This window comes from Amycolatopsis sp. NBC_00438 (assembly GCF_036026695.1).
GTDB lineage: Bacteria > Actinomycetota > Actinomycetes > Mycobacteriales > Pseudonocardiaceae > Amycolatopsis.
The window spans coordinates 6,847,501-6,862,365 of sequence record NZ_CP107923.1; the positions used below are offsets into that span (position 1 = coordinate 6,847,501).

The 14,865-nt window shown below is 71.5% G+C and carries 13 protein-coding genes (1 of these 13 only partly in view); 5 read left to right on the top strand and 8 right to left on the bottom strand.

Going from position 1 to position 14,865, the window contains the following annotated elements; genetic code table 11:
• Both glnA and OG494_RS30735 read right to left on the bottom strand, forming a co-directional pair.
• Nucleotides 1-1,234 carry the 5' portion of a type I glutamate--ammonia ligase gene (glnA, locus tag OG494_RS30730; protein WP_328444635.1) on the bottom strand. It extends 110 nt beyond the left edge of the window, so only the first 1,234 of its 1,344 coding nucleotides appear in the window; it begins with the start codon at nt 1,232-1,234; the stop codon falls past the left edge of the window.
• A 62-nt stretch (nt 1,235-1,296) separates the two neighbouring features.
• The gene (locus tag OG494_RS30735) at nt 1,297-2,577 is read right to left on the bottom strand and encodes an MFS transporter (protein WP_328444637.1); all 1,281 of its coding nucleotides are present in this window, start codon (nt 2,575-2,577) and stop codon (nt 1,297-1,299) included.
• A gap of 243 nt (nt 2,578-2,820) precedes the next feature.
• Between OG494_RS30735 and OG494_RS30740 the strand changes: the two genes are divergently transcribed.
• On the top strand, nt 2,821-3,483 hold the full coding sequence (locus OG494_RS30740) for an LppX_LprAFG lipoprotein (RefSeq protein ID WP_328444639.1): 663 nt from the start codon (nt 2,821-2,823) through the stop codon (nt 3,481-3,483).
• On the opposite strand, the gene OG494_RS30745 is transcribed toward OG494_RS30740, so the two are convergent.
• Nucleotides 3,480-4,976 (bottom strand): alpha/beta hydrolase, encoded by a 1,497-nt coding sequence (locus OG494_RS30745; protein ID WP_328444641.1) that lies wholly within the window; start codon nt 4,974-4,976, stop codon nt 3,480-3,482. The two genes, OG494_RS30740 and OG494_RS30745, sit on opposite strands and share 4 nt — an antisense overlap.
• Entirely contained in the window at nt 4,973-6,556 is a 1,584-nt protein-coding gene (locus OG494_RS30750; RefSeq protein WP_328459069.1) for an alpha/beta hydrolase, read from the bottom strand. The genes OG494_RS30745 and OG494_RS30750 overlap by 4 nt, the downstream gene beginning before the upstream one ends.
• Before the next feature lie 134 nt (nt 6,557-6,690).
• Between OG494_RS30750 and secA2 the strand changes: the two genes are divergently transcribed.
• Both secA2 and OG494_RS30760 read left to right on the top strand, forming a co-directional pair.
• Nucleotides 6,691-9,033 (top strand): accessory Sec system translocase SecA2, encoded by a 2,343-nt coding sequence (secA2, locus tag OG494_RS30755; protein ID WP_328444643.1) that lies wholly within the window; start codon nt 6,691-6,693, stop codon nt 9,031-9,033.
• 78 nt (nt 9,034-9,111) lie between these two features.
• On the top strand, nt 9,112-9,672 hold the full coding sequence (locus tag OG494_RS30760; RefSeq protein WP_328444645.1) for an RNA ligase 1 family protein: 561 nt from the start codon (nt 9,112-9,114) through the stop codon (nt 9,670-9,672).
• Here OG494_RS30760 and OG494_RS30765 read toward each other — a convergent pair.
• Nucleotides 9,656-10,267 carry a hypothetical protein gene (locus OG494_RS30765; protein ID WP_328444647.1) on the bottom strand — a complete coding sequence of 204 codons (612 nt, stop codon included), beginning with the start codon at nt 10,265-10,267 and terminating at the stop codon, nt 9,656-9,658. The two genes, OG494_RS30760 and OG494_RS30765, sit on opposite strands and share 17 nt — an antisense overlap.
• 159 nt (nt 10,268-10,426) lie before the next feature.
• Between OG494_RS30765 and OG494_RS30770 the strand changes: the two genes are divergently transcribed.
• Nucleotides 10,427-12,148 carry an NAD+ synthase gene (locus tag OG494_RS30770; protein WP_328444649.1) on the top strand — a complete coding sequence of 574 codons (1,722 nt, stop codon included), beginning with the start codon at nt 10,427-10,429 and terminating at the stop codon, nt 12,146-12,148.
• 80 nt (nt 12,149-12,228) lie between these two features.
• On the opposite strand, the gene OG494_RS30775 is transcribed toward OG494_RS30770, so the two are convergent.
• Complete coding sequence (locus OG494_RS30775; protein WP_328444651.1) at nt 12,229-12,843, bottom strand: VOC family protein; 615 nt, start codon at nt 12,841-12,843, stop codon at nt 12,229-12,231.
• Between the two features lie 62 nt (nt 12,844-12,905).
• Here OG494_RS30775 and OG494_RS30780 point away from each other — a divergent pair, with 62 nt between their 5' ends.
• Nucleotides 12,906-13,439 carry a methylated-DNA--[protein]-cysteine S-methyltransferase gene (locus OG494_RS30780; protein ID WP_328444653.1) on the top strand — a complete coding sequence of 178 codons (534 nt, stop codon included), beginning with the start codon at nt 12,906-12,908 and terminating at the stop codon, nt 13,437-13,439.
• A 184-nt stretch (nt 13,440-13,623) separates the two neighbouring features.
• Here the strand turns inward: OG494_RS30780 and OG494_RS30785 are convergent, their stop codons facing one another.
• Both OG494_RS30785 and OG494_RS30790 read right to left on the bottom strand, forming a co-directional pair.
• The gene (locus OG494_RS30785) at nt 13,624-14,205 is read right to left on the bottom strand and encodes a DinB family protein (protein WP_328444655.1); all 582 of its coding nucleotides are present in this window, start codon (nt 14,203-14,205) and stop codon (nt 13,624-13,626) included.
• 67 nt (nt 14,206-14,272) lie between these two features.
• Nucleotides 14,273-14,842 carry a hypothetical protein gene (locus OG494_RS30790; protein WP_328444657.1) on the bottom strand — a complete coding sequence of 190 codons (570 nt, stop codon included), beginning with the start codon at nt 14,840-14,842 and terminating at the stop codon, nt 14,273-14,275.
• Nucleotides 14,843-14,865: the final 23 nt, after the last annotated feature.

Genomic DNA, 14,865 nt, shown 5'->3' on the forward strand with positions numbered 1-14,865 from the left:
GGGCTTCCGGCAGGAGCTCGGACTTCTCCATCTCGGCCAGGGCTTCCCCCAGGTTCTGGGGCAACTGTGCGTAACCGGCGGCGCGCCGCTCGGAGTCGCTCAGCTGCCAGATGTTGTCCTCGGCAGGAGGCGGCAGCTCGTACCCCTTTTCGATCCCCTTGAGCCCGGCGGCCAGGATCACCGAGTAGGCGAGGTATGGGTTGCACGCGGAGTCCAGGGTACGGACTTCCACCCGTCGGGATGACGCCTTTCCGGGTGAATACATCGGCACCCGGACGAGCGCCGAGCGGTTCGCGCGACCCCACGAAACCGTCGTCGGCGCCTCGCTTCCGCTGATCAGGCGCTTGTAGGAGTTCACCCACTGGTTGGTGACGGCGGAGATCTCCTTGGCGTGGTGCAGCAGGCCGGCGACGAACGCCTTGCCGGTCTCCGACAGCTCGTGCGGGTCCTCGGCGTCGTAGAAGGCGTTGCGATCACCCTCGAAGAGGCTGATGTGGGTGTGCATCCCGGAGCCGGGCTGGTCGGTGAACGGCTTCGGCATGAACGTCGCGCGCACGCCCTGGGTCAGCGCGACCTCCTTGACGACGTAACGGAACGTCATCACGTTGTCGGCCATGGTCAGGGCGTCGGCGTAGCGGAGGTCGATCTCCTGCTGGCCCGGCGCGCCCTCGTGGTGGCTGAACTCGACCGAGATGCCCATCGCCTCGAGGGTCTCGATCGCGTGCCGCCGGAAGTGCGTCGCCGTGGCGTGGCTGGCCTGGTCGAAGTACCCGCCGTTGTCCGCGGGCTCCGGCTCGCTGCCGTCGTCGGGGAGGTTGGCCAGGAGGAAGAACTCGATCTCCGGGTGCACGTAGCAGGTGAAACCCGCTTCGGCGGCCTTCGAGAGCTGGCGCCGCAGCACGTGGCGCGGGTCGGCCCACGACGGCGAGCCGTCCGGCATCGCGATGTCGCAGAACATGCGGGCCGAGTACGGGCTGCCGTCCGGGGTCTCCCAGGGCAGCACCTGGAAGGTGGCCGGGTCCGGCTTGGCGACCATGTCGGATTCGTAGACGCGCGCGAACCCTTCGATGGCCGAGCCGTCGAAGCCGATCCCCTCGGTGAAAGCGCCCTCGAGTTCGGCCGGCGCGACCGCGACGGACTTGAGGAACCCCAGCACATCGGTGAACCAGAGACGGACGAAACGGATGTCGCGCTCCTCGAGCGTGCGGAGCACGAATTCCTGCTGGCGATCCATGGCCGCACCCTAACGACAGCGTGTTAACGGGATGTTTCACGACGCGCCGAGGGTGACGAAGGTCAGCTCGCCGACACCGGAACGGGCTTCTTCGCGCGCTTCACGGCCAGCGACGCGACCGACGCGATGACGGCCAGGACGGCGGCCGAATACCAGGCCAGGGTGTAGTTCCCGAGCTGGTCGCGGACCAGGCCGGCGGCCGAGGCGGCGAACGCGGCGCCCAGCTGGTGACAGGCGAAGACCCAGCCGAACACGATCGGGCCGGCTTCGCCGAAGGCGCGGACGCAGAGCGCGACGGTCGGCGGGACCGTCGCCACCCAGTCGAGGCCGTAGAACAGGATGAACGCCCACATGCTCGGCTGCACGGAGTCGGTGAACAGCTGCGGCAGCAGGGCCAGCGAGAGCCCGCGCAACGCGTAGTAGACCCCGAGCAGGATCCGCGGGTCGACGCGGTCGGTGAGCCAGCCGGAGAAGATCGTGCCGACGACGTCGAAGACGCCGACCAGGGCCAGCAGGCCCGCCGCGGTCGTCTGGGGCATGCCGTGATCGTGGGCGGCCGGGACGAAGTGGGTGCCGACCAGGCCGTTCGTCGTCGCACCGCAGATCGCGAAGCCGACCGCGAGCAGCCAGAACGTCCGGGTGCGGGCCGCTGTCTTCAGGACGGACAGGGCGCGGCGGGCGGAACCGGTCTTCGGGGTGGGGCGGGCGACCTCGGCGTCCGCGGGCGCGCCGTAGGCCGTGGTGCCGACGTCGGCGGGGTGATCGCGGATGAGCAGCAGGACCACCGGGACGACGGCGAGCGCGGCGATCGCGATCACCAGGGACGCGGTCCGCCAGCCGGAGCCGACCGCGAGGTTCGCGATGAGCGGCAGGAAGATCAGCTGGCCGGTGGCGCCCGCCGCGGTCAGGACACCGGTGACGACGCCGCGGCTGCGGACGAACCACCGGGCCGCGACGGTCGCGGCGAAGCTCATCGCCATCGAGCCGGTGCCCGCGCCGATCAGCACGCCCCAGCAGAGGATCAGCTGCCAGCTCGCGGTCATGAACACGGTGCCGGCCGCGCCGAGGGCGATGACGAACAACGCCGTCGCCGAGACCCGGCGGATGCCGAACCGCTCCATCAGGGCGGCCGCGAAGGGCGCGAAGAGGCCGTAGAGCACGAGGTTGACCGAGACGGCCGAGCTGATCGTGGCCGTCGACCAGCCGAACTCCTGGTGCAGCGGGTCGATGAGGACGCCGGGGGCCGAGCGGAAGCCGGCGGAGGCGAGCAGCGCGACGAACGCGGCACCGGCGATCAACCAGGCGCGGTGCAGCTTCGGGGCAGGGCGGGTCTCGACAGTCACCAGTGAAGTGTTGTCTGGCGCGCCTTCCGGTGGAAGTGGCCTGAAGGACATCTGCCGCAAGGATCCGGCCACCACCAGCAGGCGCTGCCGGAGTAAGTCTGCTCGATGGGCTTCGTGATCCAGGTGGTTCCTGGCGGTGCGGGCGGAGCACCCTCACTCGGGTGAGCCGCCCGTGCCGCCAGGGGCCGCCTGGGCGCGAAGACCGCGAGCCGGACTTGCTCCGGCGGCGCCTAGGCTTGCGGGATGTCCCGCATCGCCCTGCTGCTCGTGGTCCTGTTGACGGCCGGGTGCACCGGCTCGCCGGACACGCGCGGGCCGTTCCCCGCGGGTGCCGAGCTGGTCCGCGACGCGGCGATGTCGTTCGCCGCGGTGCGGAGCGTGCACTTCGCCGCCGGGGTCAACGGCGTCCTGCCCGACTTCCCGCTCCGGCAGATCGAAGGCGACGCGACCCTCGACGCAGGCGGGGCCGCGACCGGTACGGCCGACGTCCAGGACGGCGACGGACACGTCAAGTTCCACTTCACCGTGCGCGACGGCCAGGTGAGCACCGACCCCGGCATCGCGCGCGGCCGGATCCCCGAGACGGACGCCGTGGGCCGGTTCCTGGGGCCGTCCGCCGGGCTGAAGCGGCTGCTCGACGCCGTGACCGACGCGAAGACCGAGGGCAAGGAGAACGTCGACGGCGCCGCGGCGCTGCGGGTCGGCGGCCAGGTGCCCGCGGCCGTCGCGCACAGCGTGCTGCCGCAGGTGAACGCCGACATCGTCGTCAAGGTGTGGGTCTCGGCCGACGGGCCGCGCCGGTTCGTCCGGCTGTGGGTGCAGGTCCCGCCGGCCGGTGACCACCTCAGCCCGGTGATGTTCGAACTGTCGCTGACCGGCCAGAACAAGCCCGTCGACCTCGGTTAGCAGCGGGTCGTGGCGGCGGTGCCGTCGATCAGGTACGCGACGCCCGCGCGGTCCACGCACGCGGTGCCGTCGAGGAAGACCGTGTGCTGCACGCCTTCGTAGGTGAGCAGGACGCCGCCGAGGTCCTTCGCGAGGTCGACGCCCTGCTGGTACGGCGTCGCCGGGTCGTGCGTGGTCGAGACGACCAGGGGTTTCGGCAGGCCGGCGGCGTGCGGCACGTGCTCGGCCGACGTCGGCGGGACCGGCCAGGTCGAGCAGATGTCCAGCTCGCTGGTGTCCGGGCTGCCGCCGGCCAGGAACGGCGCGCCGGCCAGCATCCGCTGGTGCGCGCGGTCGATCGCGGCCCGGTCGGTGAGCCGGGCGCGGTCGACGCAGCGGACGGCGAAGTAGGCGTCGATCCCGCCGCCGTAGTGGCCGTCGCGGTCGCGGCCGTAGTAGCCGTCGGCGAAGGCCAGCAGGGACCGGCCGGTGCCGCCGGCCAGCTGGGCGAGCGCGCCGTTGAGCGCCGGCCAGTCGCCGCGGGCGTAGAGCGCCGCGAAGGTGCCGGTGACCGCGTCCTCGAAGGAGAGCTTCCGGGTGCCGGCCGGGACGGGCTTCGCGACCAGCGGACGCACCAGCTGCTGGAAGGCCTCGGTCGTGCGCGCGGGGTCGCGGCCGAGCGCGCAGTCGCTCCGGGCCGCGCACCACCTGCCGAACTCGGTGAAGGCGTCCTGGAAGCCCGCCATCTGCGTGACCAGGGATTCCGCGATGTCCTGTGCGGGGTCGACGGCGCCGTCGAGCAGCAACGCGCGGACGTTCTCCGGGAATGCCTCGGCGTAGGCCGCGCCGATCTGCGTGCCGTACGAGTAGCCGAGGTAGGTCAGTTTCTCGTCGCCGAGAGCCGCGCGAAGGACGTCTAGGTCGCGTACGACGTCTCGCGTGCCGACGTTCGCGAGGAACGCTTTGCCGTACTTCGTCGCTTCGGCGCACTTCGCGCCGTACGCCGTGGTCTCGGCGAGCTGCTTCTTCACCCCTTCGGGCGACATGTCGCTTTCGACGTCGGACGCGCGGTCGGCGTCCTGCTCGGCGTCGGTGCGGCAGGTGATCCGCGGCTCGCTGGTGCCGACGCCACGCGGGTCGAAGCCGACCAGGTCGAACCGGTCCAGCAGCGGCGCGGCCGCGGGCGACTTCGCCAGGGACGCGGCCATCGACGTCCCCGCGCCGCCGGGACCGCCCGGGTTGACGACCAGCGAGCCGATCCGCTGCTTCGCGGCCTTGTGCCGCACCAGCCCGACGGTCACCGTCTCCCCCACCGGCTTCGTGTAGTCCAGCGGCACGGTCAGGTGCGCGCAGTCCAGCGACGCGGCCGCCGGACACGGCGTCCAGGCGAGCTGCTGCCCGGTGAACTTCCGCAGGTCAGGCGCCGGAGAGGAAGGCGACGGCGCTGGTGTCGACGGGGTGCTCGTGCACGCCGTCAGCACCAATGCCGCGCCCAGTAGCGCGGCCGCCCTCACTGGCCTTTGCAGCGCGTGCCTTCCGCCGGGAGCGTGCCGTCGACCAGGTAGTCGTTGCCCGCCTGGTCCACACACGAAATGCCCTGCAGGAACACCGTGTGCTGAGTGCCCTCGAAGGTGAGCAGCCCGCCCTTCAGGCCCTTCGCGAGGTTGACGCCGGCCTGGTACGGCGTCGCCGGGTCGTTGGTCGTCGAGATGACCAGCGTCTTCGCCAGGCCTTCGACGTTCGGCACGTGCGGCTCCGACGTGTTCGGCACCGGCCAGAACGCGCACGCGTCGCGAGCCGCGCTCGCCGGGCGGCCGTCGTCGAGGAACGGCGCGACCTGCACGTACTCCTCCTGCGCCTTGAGGATCACGGCCGGGTCGGTGACGCGCGGGTCGTCGACGCAGCGGATCGCGGTGAAAGCGTCCTGGGTGGTGCCGTACTTGCCGCTGGAGTCGCGCTCGTTGTAGATGTCGGCGAGCTTCTCGAGCGTCGCGCCGCGCTGCTGCTTCAGCTCGTTGAGGCCGGTGTTCAGCGCGTCCCAGAGGCTCTCCTGGTAGAGCGCCTGGATGACGCCGGTGGTCGCGTCCTCGTAGGAGAGCTTGCGGCCGTCACCCACCGGGACCGGGAAGTCGATCAGCGGCCGGACGAGGTCCTGGAACGCCTTCACCGCGGCGGCGGGGTCCTGGCCGAGCGCGCAGTCCTGCTGAGCGGTACACGACTTCGCGAACTGCGTGAACGCGCCGCCGAAGCCCTGGCCCTGCGCGACCAGCGACTCGACCGCGTCCTGGTCCGGGTCGACCGCGCCGTCGAGGATCATCGCGCGGACGTTCTTCGGGAACGCCTCGGCGTAGGTCGACCCGATCCGGGTGCCGTAGGAGTAGCCGAGGTAGGTCAGCTTCTCGTCACCGAGGACCGAGCGCAGGATGTCGAGGTCCTTCACGACGTCGCGGGTGCCGACGTTGGCGAGCAGCCCGGTGCCGTCGTCGCTGCGCTGGGCGCACTTCGCGGCGAAGTCCTTTTCCTGCGCTTCCTGCTTGAGCACGCCCTGCGGCGAGCCGTCGGTCTCGCTGTCGTCCGCGCGGTCGGCGTCGCGCTCCTGATCGGTCAGGCAGCGGATGATCGGCTGGCTCGCGCCGATCCCCCGCGGGTCGAAGCCGACCAGGTCGAAGCGCTTGGCGAGGTCCGTGTTCGACGCCGGCTTGATCAGCCCGGCGGCGGCGACCATGCCCGACGCGCCCGGTCCGCCCGGGTTCACCACCAGCGACCCGATCCGCGATCCCCCGTCGGTCGCCTTGTGCCGCAGCAGGCCGAGCGTGATGGTCGTTCCGTCCGGTTTCGTGTAGTCCAGCGGCACGGTCAGCCGCGCGCACTGGATGTCTTTCGCCTGGAACGCCGACCTCGCGTCCTCCGACGTCGCGTAAGGTGCGCAGTCGGCCCAGGTCAGGCTCTGGCCGTAGAACCGCTCCAGCCCCGCGGGCACCGGCCCGGACGGCGGGTGCGACTCGGTCGTCGGCGACGGCGGGGCGGTCTTGCCGGTGGACGTGCAGGCGGTCAAGGAGACCGCGAGCAGCGCGGATGCCGCGACCGCCGTGATCGTCCGACTACGGGACCTGGCGCTGGGATGAGGGAACACGGTTGGATCGTCCCATCCGGCCGCGGAACTCGAACGCACCACCGCCACGTTGGGTGGGGCAGGCCGGTCGAGCGAGAGAGAACGGGAGACCAGGGGTGGCAGCACTGATCAGCCGGGTGGGCAAACGGCTCCGCCGGATCATCCAGCGTCCGGGCAGCGTCGAGCTGACCCGCTACGAAGCACTGCTGCCCGCAGTCGAGAAGCTCGAACCCGAGCTCGAGAAGCTCTCCGACGAGGAGCTGACCGAGCGGGCCGGGAAGCTTCGCGAGACGCTGAAGGACACCGCGTTCGGCGACAATCACCTGATCGAGGTGTGCGCGCTCGGTCGTGAGGCTGCTCGGCGGGCACTGGGCGAGCGCGCGTTCGACGTCCAGATCCTCGGCACGATGGGCCTGCTCAGCAAGCACGTCGTGCAGATGGAGACCGGTGAGGGCAAGACGCTCGCCGGCGCGCTGGCCGCGGCCGGGTACGCGCTGCGAGGCAAGCGCGCCCACGTCGTCACGGTCAACGACTACCTGGCGCGACGCGACGCCGAGTGGATGGGCCCGGTGTACGCGCTGCTCGGCGTGTCGGTCGGCTGGGTCGAGCCGTCGCACTCGCAGCAGGAGCGCAAAGAGGCCTACGCCAAGGACGTCACGTACGGCGCCGTCGCCGAAATCGGCTTCGACGTGCTGCGTGACCGCCTGGTCACGAACGTCGACGACCTGGTCCAGCCGGACCCGGAGGTCGCGATCGTCGACGAGGCGGACTCCGTGCTGGTCGACGAGGCCCGCGTCCCGCTGGTGATGGCCGGCTCGATCGACCACACCGACGCCGACGAAGAGGTCGCGAAGGTCGTCCGGCGGCTGCGGCTCAACCTGCACTACGAGACCGACAGCGAGGGCCGCAACGCCTGGCTGACCGACGCCGGTGCCTCGGTCGTCGCGAAGTCGCTCGGCCTGGAGGTCGACGACCTCTACGGCGAGACGGCGTCGGACCGGCTCCCCGCGGTGAACGTCGCGCTGCACGCGCACGCGCTGCTCACCCGCGACGTCGACTACCTGGTCCGCGACGGCAAGGTCCAGCTCATCAACGCCGCCCGCGGCCGCGTCGCCGAACTGCAGCGCTGGCCGGACGGTCTCCAGGCCGCCGTCGAAGCGAAGGAGCAGGTCAGCGCGACCGACCGCGGTGAGATCCTGGACTCGATCACCGTCCAGGCGCTGCTGGCGCGCTACCCCGAGGTCGCCGGCATGACCGGTACCGCGGTCGCCGTCGCCGAGCAGCTGCGCGAGTTCTACGAGCTCGAGGTCGCGGTCATCCCGCCGAACACCCCGAACGTCCGCGAAGACCAGGAAGACCGGGTCTTCGCGTCGCCGTCGCAGAAGCTGCGGGCGATCGAAGAGGAGATCCGCACGGTCCACGAGACCGGGCGCCCGATCCTCGTCGGCACCCAGGACGTCGCCGAGTCGGAGGAGCTGGCCGAGAAGCTGGCGAAGGTCGACCTCGAGTGCGTCGTGCTCAACGCGCGCAACGACGCCGAAGAGGCGTCGATCATCGCCGAGGCCGGCAAGAAGGGCGCGGTCACCGTCTCGACCCAGATGGCCGGGCGCGGTACCGACATCCGGCTGGGCGGCACCGACGGCGCGACCCGCGAAGAGGTCGTCGAGCTGGGCGGGCTGCACGTCATCGGCACCGCGCGGTACCCGTCGAGCCGGCTCGACGGCCAGCTGCGCGGCCGCTCCGGCCGCCAGGGCGACCCGGGCAGTGCGATCTTCTTCGCGAGCCTGAACGACGAGCTCGTGCTGTCGAACGCGCCGGACGTGCCGGACGGCATCACCGACGACGAAGAGACCGGCGAGATCACCGACAACGCGGCGCTGCGGCAGCTCAACCACGCCCAGCGCGTCGCCGAGGGCGTCGACCTGGAGATCCACCGCAACACCTGGCGCTACACGCGGCTGATCGAGCGGCAGCGGCGCGACCTGCTGACCCACCGCGACAAGGTGCTTCGCGAGGGGTACGCGGCGGAGAAGCTGGAGAAGGCGCACCCGGAGAAGTTCGGCGAGCTGAAGGAGAAGCTGGGAGACGACCAGGAGAAGGTGGAGCAGCTGTGCCGCGAGGTGCTGCTGTTCCACGTCGACCAGCTCTGGTCCGACCACCTGGCGTACCTGACCGACGTCCGCGAGAGCATCCACCTGCGGGCGCTGGCCCGGGAGACACCGCTCGACGAGTTCCACCGCGCGGCCATCCCGGAGTTCCACAAGATCATCGCCGAGGCGGACTCGCGCGCGGCGAAGACCCTCGAAGAGGCCGAGCTGACCGACGACGGCATCGACCTCGGCGACGCCGGCGTCCGGCGGGCGAACACGACGTGGACCTACCTGGTGCACGACAACCCGTTCGACTCCGACTTCGAGCAGACCATCAAGAAGGTCCGGAGCATGATCAAGCGCAAGTAGTCCTCGTCCCGGGAAAACCCTCGCTCGGTTCGGCCGAGCGGGGGTTTTCTCGTTTGCCCGGGCCGGGAGAATCGGGGCATGCGCAAGATCCCGACGCTGTTCCGTCGCGACCCCGAAGACCTCCGGCGGGTGACCCGCGAAGTGCACCCCGCGTGCCAGTGGGTGCTCGACGGCCAAGGCGTGCCCACCCGCAAGTACGACGGCACCTGCGTCCGGCTCGACGAGTCCGGCGAGTGGTGGGCGCGGCGCGAGGTGAAGGCGGGCAAGAGCGCGCCCGCCGGGTTCGAGGCCGTCCAGACCGACCCGGAGACGGGGAAGACCGTCGGCTGGGAGCCGGTCGCGCAGTCGGCGTTCGCGAAGTTCTTCGACGAAGCCCGTGAGGGCCTCGTCGGCGAGGTGCCGGGCACCTACGAGCTGTGCGGCCCGAAGGTCAACGGCGATCCGGAGCAGCTCGGCGTCCACCGGCTGGTGCGGCACGCGACCGCGGAGGAGTTCGGCGATGTGCCGCGCGACTTCGACGGGCTGATGACGTGGCTGCTGGCGCACCCGGAGTTCGAGGGCGTCGTCTGGCACCACCGTGACGGGCGGATGGCGAAGCTCAAGCACCGCGACGCCGCGGCGGTCACGACGGCGTCGTGACCCCGGAGATGCAGTAGTGCTCCTGGATGCGCGTCACCTGCAGTTCGCCGTGCACCGACCGGCTGCCGATGGTGCCGTCGAGCGGGACGCGGATCTCGTCCGCGCCGCTCTGGACCGGTGAGCCGGCGGTGAGGTGCGCGTTGCGGCTGCCGAGTGTCCGCACCGCGGCGGCGACGACGCCTTCGGCGGACGCGCAGGCGGCTTGGCGACCTATGACCGCGTCGTCGCCCAGGACGGCGAGGATGAACTTGCCCGCGGCGACGCTGCCCGAGTTCAGGTCGAGCGGCGGGCCGGTGCGGGCCGCCGGTTTGCCGTCGGAGACCAGGAATCCGGGCGCGAAGAACCCGGTGATCAGGAAGATCACCACCAGGAGCCCGCCACCGCCGGCGAGCAGGCCGATGAGCAGGCCGTTGCCCTTCTTCGGCGGCGGATAGCCCGGATATCCCTGCTGGGGATAGCCCTGGCCCGGGTAGCCCTGCTGCGGGTAACCCTGTTGTGGGTAGCCCTGGCCGGGCGGCGGCTGTTGTGGGTAGCCCTGCTGTGGGTAGCCCGGGCCCGGGTACTGACCGGGCGGTGGCTGCGGCGGATACGTCAAAGTGGTCCCCTCCCCTACGGCGAACCCGGCTGCCCGGTTCGTCCGATCAGCGGCAACCTACCCGGGTGGCCGAAGGCGCCGCAGCGGATCCGCTCGCCGGGGTGGCTTTTCGCCCACATTCGCTCGGCCGGCCGGGTGGCGGTGCGTCAGAATGGCGGCATGCCGCAACTGCGCATCGCGCTCGCCCAGGTCAACCCCACCGTCGGTGACCTCGACGGCAACGCCGACCTGCACGTCGAATGGACCCGCCGCGCCGCCGAAGCCGGCGCGCACGTGGTCGTCTTCCCGGAGATGTCGCTGACCGGCTACCCGGTCGAGGACCTCTCGCTGCGCCGCACCTTCGCCGAGGCCTCCCGCCAAGGCGTCGAGGCGCTGGCGCGCCGGCTGGACGAAGCCGGCTGCGGCGAAGTGCTGACCTACATCGGTTACCTCGACCTCGACGACGCCGGCCCGCGCGACGCGGCGGCCGCGCTCTACCGCGGCGAGGTCGTCGCGCGGCAGTTCAAACACCACCTCCCCAACTACGGTGTCTTCGACGAGCACCGCTGGTTCAAGCCGGGCACCACGCTCGACGTCGTCCGGTTCCACGGGCTCGACATCGGCATGGTCATCTGCGAGGACATCTGGCAGGACGGCGGGCCGATCTCGGCGCTGGGCCGGGCGGGCGTCGACCTCGTCGTGGCGCCGAACGCGTCGCCTTACGAGCGGTCCAAGGACGAGCAGCGGCTGCCGCTGATCGCCCGGCGGGCCGCCGAAGCCGGCGCGCCACTGGTCTACACCAACCAGGTCGGCGGTCAGGACGACCTCGTGTTCGACGGCGACTCGCTCGTCGTCGGCGCGGACGGCACGGTGCTGGCGCGCGCACCCCAGTTCGTCGAGCACCTGCTCGTGCTGGACACGGACCTCGCCGCGGGCGGGCACGCCGGGGACGGCGAGCTCGAAGGCCTGCACGTCCGGCGGCGCGTGCTGAGCGAAGAGCCGCTGCCCGCGTACGAGCCGACGGCGTCACCGGTGATCAGCGAGCCGCTCGCGGACGAGGCCGAGGTGTGGGCGGCGCTCGTCGTCGGGCTGCGGGACTACGTGCACAAGAACGGGTTCACGTCGGTCACGTTCGGCTTCTCCGGCGGCATCGACTCGGCGGTCTGCGCGTCGCTGGCGGCGGACGCCCTGGGCGGCGGCAACGTCTACGGCGTCTCGATGCCGTCGAAGTACTCCTCGGGCCATTCGAAGGACGACGCCGCCGACCTCGCGCAGCGGATCGGCGCGCACTACCGGGTCGAGCCGGTCGAGGACATGGTGCGCGTCTACGTCGAGCAGCTGAACCTGACGGGCCTCGCCGAGGAGAACATCCAGGCGCGCACCCGCGGCATGCTCCTGATGGCACTGTCCAACCTGGACGGTCACCTCGTCCTCGCCACCGGCAACAAGACCGAGCTGGCCGTCGGGTACTCCACGATCTACGGCGACGCCGTCGGCGCGTTCGCCCCGATCAAGGACGTCTTCAAGACGCACGTCTGGCAGCTGGCCCGGTGGCGCAACGCCATCGCGGCCGAGCGCGGGGAAACCCCGCCGATCCCGGAGAACTCGATCTCCAAGCCGCCGTCGGCCGAGCTGCGGCCGGGCCAGATGGACTCCGACTCGCTGCCGGACTACGCGCTGCTCGACGACATCCTCGACGACTACGTCGAGGGCGACCGCGGATACGCCGACCTCGTCGAGGCCGGCTTCGCGCCGGAGACCATCGACCGCGTGGTGCGGATGGTCGACAAGGCCGAGTACAAGCGGCGCCAGTACCCGCCGGGCACGAAGATCACGCTCAAGGCGTTCGGCCGCGACCGCCGGCTCCCGATGACCAACGCGTGGCGCGAAGGCAAGGCCTGACGCTCCAGCGGCTCCAGCGGCGAAGTCCGTGAAGGCCCCCTTCCCGGCTCTTATGGCCGGGAAGGGGGCCTTCACGGCTTTCAGCTCAGCGCGACCTGGCGGCCCTCCGGGGTGCGGACGGCGGCGGTCAAGCTCGCGCGGTCGGCGCGTCGGACCAGGAGCTCCAGGCCCAGCGCGTCGGTCACCGCGAGGACCGAGTCCGGGTCGGGGTGCGCGCCCGTCACCATGAGCAGCGGGAGGGATGGCAGGTCGCGCGTGGTCGGGTGCGGGGTGCCGCCCCAGTCGATGAGGAACGGCCTGAGCGTGCCCGGGAGGCTCGGCGGGGTCAGCCGCCAGCGCAGCAGCTCGCCGCCGGCCGTCTCGCGGGACATCCCGATGGCGTCACCCAGGTCGAAACCGTGGGTGCGGGCGTTCTTGATCGTCGCGTCGAGGTCCGTGGTGCGCACCGCCCACGCGACCAACGCCGGCTCGGTGAGGTCGTCGATGCCGAACGGCCGGGGTCGCGCGGGATCGGGCTGCGCCGGGTCCGGGCCGATCACCTCCAGGTAGGCACCGGCGCCGAGGTCGGCGAGGTGGTTGGCCGTGCCCAGGCCGACGTGGCTGCCGCCGGGCGCGGGCGTGACGCCGGTGAGTTCCTTGACGCGCGCGACGGCCTCGGCGAGGTCCGGTCCGGCGTAGACGAGGTGGTCCAGCACCGGCCCATCATCCCGTGGCCGGGCCGCGGCCGTCAGCCTCCCTTCGGTCGTAGGCTGGACGCATGAGTGTGGGGTTCACGGTGTTCGGCACGGCCATCGGGCCGTGCGGGCTCGCGTGGCGCGACGACGTCGTGATCGGGACGTCGCTGCCGGACGGCGGTGCCGCCGGCATGCGTGCCCGGCTGGCCCGGCGGTTCCCGGACGCCGTCGAAGGTCCGCCGCCTCCGCCCGGGCAGGCGGCGGTCGACGGGATCGTCGCGCTGCTGGCCGGCGAACGCCGCGACCTGGCCGAGATCGAGCTGGACCTGACGGCGGTGCCCGAGTTCAACCGGCGCGCGTACGAGATCGCGCGCGCGATCCCGCCCGGCAAGACCCTGACCTACGGCGACATCGCGCACCGGCTCGGCCTGCCCGGGTCGGCCCAGGCGGTCGGGCAGGCCATGGGGCACAACCCGTTCCCGATCGTGGTGCCGTGCCACCGGGTCCTCGCGGCCGGCGGTCGCGACGGCGGCTTCTCCGCACGTGGTGGCGTCGCGACGAAACGCCGGATGCTCGTGATCGAGGGCGCGCTGGCGGACGAGCCGACGCTCTTCTGACGCCCCACGCCGAGTCGAGCGAGTGCCGAGCGCCGGCACGCGTGATCCGGGAGCCGGCACGCGTGATTGCGCGGTCGACACGGCTCGGCGGACCGGCCTGTCGGGACGCGAACGGACGACACGCGTACCCAGGCGGACGACACGCGTACCTGGATGGACGACACGCGTGGCTCGGTCAGGCCGGTTAGGGGGTTGGTTTCCAGGGCTTCATCCACGGGGACTCCGGCCAGTTTTCCGCCGCGGCCATGAGCGGGAAGGCCGTGGCGCCGTCGACGTGTTCGCGGATGATGTCCGCGTGGCCGGCGTGGCGGGCCGTCTCCTCGATCAGGTGCAGCAGGACCCAGCGGACCGACCACGCCTCGACGTCGTCCGGGTACCACGGGACGCCCTTCGGCACCGGGACCGGGCGGCCGAGGTCGTCGATCCGGCCGATGACCTCCGCCGTGCGGGCCGCGACCTCGTCGTAGCGCTCCAGGACGCTCCGCAGCGTCTCCTCCGGGCCCAGTCGGTACGCCTCTTCGTAATCCCGCATGCCCTCGTCGAACGGCTTCTGGGGCAGCTGCAGCACGATGTCGATCCAGCCGTCCTCGGTGCTCGCGACGTGCTTGATCAGCCCGCCCACCGACAGCGCGCTCTTCGTCGGCGTGAGCCGCGCCTGCTCGTCCGTCAGGCCGTGCGCGGCCAGCTTCAGGACGTACCGCTGCTGCTCGAGGTACCGCAGCAAGCCCTCGCGCTCGTCGGCCACCGGGGGCACGTTTCCCGCCATGTCGATCTCCTCCTCCGGGAATCGGGAACCAGATCGTCGCATCCGGCACCGACAAAATCCGGAAGAACTAGATCCGGGGCGCGTGCCGAGGCGCGGGCTTGATGAACGCGTACGCCCCGCCGGTGCCGAACAGCACCGCGCGCACCACCAGCTGGACGCGGCTGAAGACGCCTTCGAACTCGCCGAACTGCCGCGCCACCACCACGGCCACCCAGGTGGCCATCACCAGCACGAGTCCCGAGACGGCGAGCCGGCGCCAGCCCGGCGGCCACCACAGCACCAGGCTGATCACCCCGACCAGGAGGATGCCCGACAGCAGCGACGAGATCGCGCCGCTGCTCTCCGGGTAGGCGGCCTGGACCAGCACGACGGCGCCGAACACGCTCACCGAGATCGAGCTCAGCCGCGCCGGCCACTGGACCGGGCCGAGCCGGTGCAACGGCGGCCCGGCGAGCAGGAAGGCGACGCCCGAGATCGCCAGCAGGACCCGGAACACGGGCGGCCCGGCGAGCAGGGCGTCGGCCGGGTCGCGCACCGGCGACACGCCCGTCGGGACGGCGAACTCCAGCAGCCAGCCCGAATAGGCGAGCACGGCCAGTCCCATGAGGAGGGCCGAGGCGATCCGAGCCGTGCGCACGTGGCACACATTAAGCGACCGCT